This is a genomic window from Psychrobacter sp. T6-1 (genome assembly GCF_052258445.1).
Genome location: NZ_JBQQFC010000127.1, coordinates 1 through 6,528 on the forward strand (window position 1 = coordinate 1; position 6,528 = coordinate 6,528).

A 6,528-nucleotide genomic window follows, 5' to 3' on the forward strand; every position below is an offset into this window, starting at 1 on the left:
GTTATTTGGTTGCATGGTCTAGGCGCTAGCGGTCATGACTTTGAACCTGTGGTTCCGCAATTGGGCCTAAGTCAAGATATGGCAGTGCGCTTTATTTTCCCGCATGCGCCGCAGATTCCAGTAACTATCAACGGCGGTATGGTGATGCCTGCTTGGTATGACATTTTAGAGATGAGTCTGGATCGTAAAATTGATGTCACCCAAATTGAGTCCTCCTCTCAAAGCATCCGTGATCTAATCGCGCGTGAGATTGTGCGCGGTGTCAAACCTGAACATATCGTTATCGCAGGGTTCTCGCAGGGCGGGGCAGTGGCTTATCATGTCGCACTCGGTCATCCTGAGCGTTTGGCAGGGCTGATGACGTTATCTACTTATCTTGCGACCAATGATATCCTTGACTATAGCGAAGCCAACAAAGATATTCCGATCTTGATTGAACATGGCACCCAAGACCCTGTCGTCCCCGTAATCTTGGGACAACAAGCGCAGCAGGTCTTAGCGAATAAAGGCTATAACGTGGATTATAATACTTATCCAATGGCGCACCAAGTCTGTATGCCGCAGATTCAAAACATCGGTCAATGGTTAAATAAAGTACTAAGCTAAGCCGTCTAACATTAAAAGTTGAATGCTATTATTTCTAAGGCAGTCGTTCGATACGACTGGCTTTTTTATAGGAATGAATTATCAATTATTCAGGCATTGCTGTATATTTATATTAATAGATATAGATTTTGATTCTACTACTCGCTATAAGAAGACATTTGGAGGTTTAAGATGCAATCTACCTACTTAGCTTTTTATATTGCTGAGCACGGAAAGGCATTAGACAAGATCATTAGTGCTATAGATCGATCGCCTTATAGTCATTGTGAGCTTATTATTAATGAGCTTGGCAACCAGCATTATGACTGTATCAGCTCAAGTCACCGTGATGGCGGACTGCGGCGTAAGGTCATAGATATGACGAGCGGTCACTGGGAGTTAGTATCTGTGCCATGCGATATCGATTATGCCGTGCGTTGGTTCAATAAGCGCCAAAGGTTTAAATATGATTACTTAGCACTCATTAGAACCGTTGTTCCTGGGTTTTATAACCCTGAACATCGAGTATTTTGTTCTGAGGCTTGCGCTGATATGCTAGAGCTAGTAGATCCTGCTAGTTATGGACTTAGAAAACTGTATCGCTGGGCAAAAAATACAGCTGCGCTAGAGAACGAATAAACCCTGTCCATGCTATATACAGCATGAGCTGTAAAGTTGTGTAATACAGAACAGTTATAGGTTGAAGTAGAGCCTACAACTACTATATAATAGACAGTCTTCTTGGGGATGTTCTGGCTTCGACGCTGGTGATGAAACTCAATGATGCATGTCGAGAGTATATGTCCTCTCGTTAATCCAACATATATTGTTATAGTCGCAAACGACGAAACTTACGCTCTAGCAGCTTAAACCCAGTTTACTTGGTTTAAACCCTGCTTACTTGGTTGCTGATCACCTACAGTTGGTCAACTAAGTTGAAGCGTCCGCATGTAGGCTCGCCACAAGGGATTGTCTCAATCGCTTGGGTTCAAAAGTAGAGAATCGTCCAATCCATCCTGACTGTCGGATCGGTGCGGATTAAAGCCAAAGACAGAAACTAAACATGTAGATTCATGAGCGTAATGCTGGCGGACGCGGGTTCAACTCCCGCCATCTCCACCAAATATTAAAAAACCGATCACTTTAAGTGGTCGGTTTTTTTGTTTTATTAAGTTGTACTGATTATATCACTAGCAAATAGATCTCATAATGTTATATGATGAATATATGCTCCCAAAGCATTGTTGATAAAAGGAATTTATCTCAGACTAAAGCTGTTTTCAGTTTTAGTTAAACATAATCAACCATGGATGGTGAATATTATGACAACTCAAGCAGCAGGAAAAAGTGTAGCTAGACTTACGCTGATAACTATAGCGGTGTCATTGGGATTATCTGGTTGTTCAGATAATGATGTTAATTTTGATAGTAATGCTAAACCTGAGCCTAAGCCTGAATTTTCGGCTACTATCCAGCGTACTGAGTTCGGTATCCCTCATATAACAGCTGATGACTACAAAGGTTTAGGTTATGGTGTCGGCTATGCTTTTGCTGAGGATAATTTCTGCTCACTTGCGCGTGAAGTTGTCGTCGCTAGAGGGGAGAGCATGCTTTATTTAGGCGATCAAGGGAATGAAGCAAGCGATGTTTTTTATACCTGGTATAACTCCCCTGAGAGACGCGCTGAGTTTTTAGCGGCTCAAGACCCAGAAACTATCGATGCGGTGACAGGCTATGCGGCAGGGTTTAGCCGTTATCTACGCGATACAGGGGCAGCTAATATTGATCCTGCTTGTGCTAACGCTGAATGGGTACGTGAGATTACCCTTGATGATTTGTTGACTGTTTACGGTAAGGCCAACCTACGCGGCGGACTCTCCAACTTTGTTAGAGCGATTGTTGCGGCCGCCCCTCCTGCTGATCCTGATTCTGCAACTATTGGTATTCAAGATAGCTCGAGAGCCAGTAGTTTAGCGCCTGTCGACCCTGTGGTAGAGTCAGCCCCTGAATTTAACATGGAAACTATCAATGTCTTAAACGGTGGTAGTAATGCCTATGCCTTTGGTAGTGACTATACAGGGACTGATAGCGGTGTTATGTATGGCAATCCACACGAACCATGGGAGGGCGTACAGCGCTTTTATGAATTTCATACTACGATACCAGGTGAGCTTGATGTGATGGGCTCCGCTCAGCAAGGACAACCTTTTATTAACATCGGCTTTAACAAAGACGTGGCTTGGAGTCATACCGTATCGACTGCTAAACGCTTTACGCTTTATCAGGTGAGCCTAGTCAATAATAATCCTCTAAAATACAACTATATCAATAGCGCAGGCGCAGTTGAACAGCTTGATATAGAAGAAGTTGAAGTCATGGTTCAAATGCCAGATGGTCAAGACCCATTGGTTCGCAGTATCTACGTTTCAAAATATGGACCGATGATAAATGCTAAAGCGCTCAATCCTGGCTTACCAGCATGGGGTGATGCCAACAACGTAGCTTATACTATTCGTGACGCTGCTTCCGAAAATCCGCGCGCTCTTAACCAGTGGCGCAGTATGAACATGGCTACTAGTGTTGAAGATCTCGTTGATAGAATGCAGACTATTTTAGGTCTAGGGTTCGTCAATACGATTGCGACAGATCGTAATGGTAAAGCACTATACGCTGATATCTCGACCGTACCTAATGTCACAGCTGAAAAGCTAGCGGCTTGTAGTGCTAACGCAGGCGCCGCTCTTCCTCTTTTGATAGAAAGAAACTTACCCGCACTCAACGGGAGTACTGCTGCCTGTGAATGGGGTAATGATGCCGATTCACCGCAAGCGGGTATCTTTGGGGGTTCAAACTTACCTTTTATCATTCGTGATGATTATGCGCTCAACTCTAACGATAGCTATTGGCTTAGTAATGCAGAACAGCCGTTAACCGGGTTTTCACCTTTGTTAAGACGCGAGTTGTTACCTTTCTCTGAGGATGCTGCGCCGTTATCTCTACGTACTCGTATGGCCTTTACACAAATATTTGACCGAGTAAGCAATGACGACGGTTTAGGAGGCAATACCTTTAATCTTGATAAAATGGAGAAAGTAGTCTACAGCAATCGCAGTTATGGCGCTGAACTCGTACTTGATGACGTTCTAGCAAACTGTCAAGCTAACCCGACATTGCCTTTAACTAGTGGCAGCACTATTGATGGCACTCAGGCTTGTAATGTTTTAAGTAACTGGGATCGTCGTAATAATCTTGATAGTAAAGGCGCTCATGTCTTTAGAAAATTCTGGACTAATCTTAATGTCAATAATTATGCAAGATTTAGTACTCCTTTCGATAAGACCAACCCTATTAATACGCCGCGTGACCTAATTATCAATGACAGTACTCGTAGAGCTTTGGGTGATTCCATTGCTTATTACAATAGTAAGAACATTGCACTCGATGCGCCTTTGGGTAGCTTGCAATTCGTTTTTGACGCGAGTAAAAATAACGAAAAAATCCCTATGCATGGCGGCTTTGGTGGTGAAGGGGTATTCAACGTTGCAAGCTCAAGTCAAAACGACGATGGCACCTATGGTCCAGTAACTAATGGTCCAACGTACATGCAAGCGGTGACATTCGATAGAAATGGCCCTGTTGTAGATGCGCTACTAGCGTTCTCGCAAGCGGGTGATACGACTCGTCCATTCCATCGTGATCAGACCCGTCGCTACTCAGATAAAGAGTGGATTCGTCTGCCATTTAGTGCCAGCGAGATTCAAAATAAAGCAATAGGTAGCAAGCTTGAGCTTCAAGAAGACTCAGATCAATCTCAAGAAAGCTTAAATCAGTAATGTTAAAGGCACGAAAAAGCTGAGCGATCGCTCAGCTTTTTCGTGTCTATCCGTTGTAAAAACTACCAGCAATTAGTCTTTTAGAACCTCAGCCATAGCATTGGCAACATAGTCGATATTGCTAGTATTTAGACCAGCAACGCACATACGCGAATTGGATACCATGTATATACCAAACTCGCTTTGCAAACGCTCAACCTGCTCGGGCGTAAGTCCTGTAAAGCTAAACATGCCGTTTTGATCCGTTAAGTAGTCAAAATTGCGGCTAGGGACGTTGGTCTCTAGTACTGATTTAAGCTTTAGGCGCATAGATTTGATACGGTCGCGCATGGCATACACTTCGCCAACCCACTGCTCATGCAACTCATCATCGTTCATCACGATATCGACGACGTGTCCACCGTGTGATGGTGGGCTTGAATAGATACGGCGTACAGTGAAGGCCAGCTGACCAAAGACACGTTCAGTCTCGTCAGGTGTCGGGCAAACGACCGATAGACCACCGACGCGCTCACCGTATAATGATAAGTTTTTAGAGAACGAGTTACTAACAAATAATGTCAGACCCATATCAACTGCCTTACGAATCGCATAGGCATCGCTATCCATGTCTTCACCAAAGCCTTGATAAGCGATATCCATAAATGGAATCAGCTCCTGCTCTTGAATCACATTGAGTAGCGTATCCCACTGCTTACGTGTCAAATCGACACCAGTAGGGTTGTGGCAGCATGGATGCAACAGCACAACGTCGTTTTTGTTCAACGTCTTAAACAGTGCAATCATCTCATCGAACTTGAGACCGCCCGTGGCTTTATCGTAGTATGGGTACTTTGCCACTTCGACATCACTGCCTTCAAAGATGGCAATGTGGTTGCCCCATGTTGGATCGCTGACATAGCATTTTGATTGCGGGAACCACTCATTGATAAATTCAGCGCCGACTTTTAGCGCCCCAGAACCACCGATAGTGGCGATAGTAGCGACCAGACCGTCTTTTAGTACTTGCGCGTCCTTGCCAAATAACAAATCTTGACACGCTTTACGGTGCCCAGGTAAACCTTCCATAGGCAAATAAGGGCGCGGAGAGACCGAGTCTGCTATGCGTTTTTCAGCAATTTTTACGCACTCAAGTACGGGCAGTTTACCATTCTCGTCATAATAAACACCAACGCCTAGATTGACTTTGTTTGGGTTGTTGTCAGCAACGAATTTGTCTTTTAGCCCTAAGATAGGATCGCCTGCGTAATAGTCGACACGTTCAAACATATTTTTTCCTTTAAAATAAAACCGCTAAAAGCATAAACCAGATTGGCACTGAACTCAACATGATCGTTGAGGTTCATATAAAGAGATTGAGGTAAACATACAGATGGAGCAATTATACTATAGTGGCAAAATTTTCTGAGGGTAATATAAGTTTGCTTACAATAAGATGATGGCAATAACTCTATTCTATGTTAAATATCAAGCTATCAACATTTGCTAATCCATCTTTAATTTACAAGCAAGGAGACTAACTGTGTGGGATCAACGTTATAGCGAGCCAGGGTTTGCTTATGGAACCGAGCCTAATGATTTTTTGCTGGAGACTTATCAGCATATTCCAGCAGGCGGGCGTGTCTTATGCTTAGCTGAAGGCGAGGGTAGAAATGCAGTTTTCTTAGCTCAAATGGGCTATGAGGTCACGGCTATGGACTTATCTGAGGTCGGACTAAAAAAGGCGCAGCAGTTTGCTTGTGATAAAGGCGTGACAATAACGACACAACTGGCAGATCTGGCAGATTATCCATTTGGCGAGCAGCAGTGGGACGGCATTGTCTCCATTTGGGCACATACGCCTAAAGAAATACGCCAACATGTCCATGCTCAAATAAGTACAGCGCTAAAGACCAACGGAGCGTTCATTCTTGAAGCTTATACCCCTGAGCAACCTTCAATGTCAGGCGTGGGTGGTCCATCTGCCACGCAGACAGGCATGTTTATGTCGCTAGATTTACTACGCTCTGAGCTTAGCTCCTTAGACGAGATCGTTGCTATCGAAAAACACCGTAACGTTATGGAAGGATCAAGTCATCAAGGTATGAGCGCCGTCGTTCAGTATGTCGCG

Annotated in this window: 5 protein-coding genes and 1 other RNA gene; 5 read left to right on the top strand and 1 reads right to left on the bottom strand. The window is 44.0% G+C overall.

The genetic code is table 11. The annotated features are described in order from the left end of the window. The 4 genes from ACTXGO_RS08140 to ACTXGO_RS08155 form a co-directional block, all read left to right on the top strand. The coding region (locus ACTXGO_RS08140; RefSeq protein WP_443573994.1) for an alpha/beta hydrolase at positions 1-606 on the top strand (606 nt) is incomplete at its 5' end. Between the two features lie 171 nt (positions 607-777). Next, on the top strand, positions 778-1,224 hold the full coding sequence (locus ACTXGO_RS08145; protein ID WP_317199767.1) for a hypothetical protein: 447 nt from the start codon (positions 778-780) through the stop codon (positions 1,222-1,224). 104 nt (positions 1,225-1,328) lie between these two features. Continuing rightward, positions 1,329-1,707, top strand: a transfer-messenger RNA (tmRNA) gene (gene ssrA / locus ACTXGO_RS08150). A gap of 200 nt (positions 1,708-1,907) precedes the next feature. After that, positions 1,908-4,418: a penicillin acylase family protein gene (locus tag ACTXGO_RS08155; protein ID WP_443573996.1), complete on the top strand. Its 2,511-nt coding sequence runs from the start codon at positions 1,908-1,910 to the stop codon at positions 4,416-4,418. Between the two features lie 72 nt (positions 4,419-4,490). Here the strand turns inward: ACTXGO_RS08155 and ACTXGO_RS08160 are convergent, their stop codons facing one another. Beyond that, the gene (locus ACTXGO_RS08160; protein ID WP_443541691.1) at positions 4,491-5,687 is read right to left on the bottom strand and encodes an amino acid aminotransferase; all 1,197 of its coding nucleotides are present in this window, start codon (positions 5,685-5,687) and stop codon (positions 4,491-4,493) included. Positions 5,688-5,940: 253 nt separating this feature from the next. On the opposite strand from ACTXGO_RS08160, the gene ACTXGO_RS08165 reads away from it, so the two are divergent. Then, on the top strand, positions 5,941-6,528 hold a 588-nt coding region (locus tag ACTXGO_RS08165; RefSeq protein WP_443573998.1), incomplete at its 3' end, for a class I SAM-dependent methyltransferase.

Coding starts and splice junctions, on each gene's coding strand:
- ACTXGO_RS08155 (WP_443573996.1), top strand. CDS start 1,908: ATGACAACTCAAGCAGCAGGAAAAAGTGTAGCTAGACTTACGCTGATA.
- ACTXGO_RS08160 (WP_443541691.1), bottom strand. CDS start 5,687: ATGTTTGAACGTGTCGACTATTACGCAGGCGATCCTATCTTAGGGCTA.
- ACTXGO_RS08145 (WP_317199767.1), top strand. CDS start 778: ATGCAATCTACCTACTTAGCTTTTTATATTGCTGAGCACGGAAAGGCA.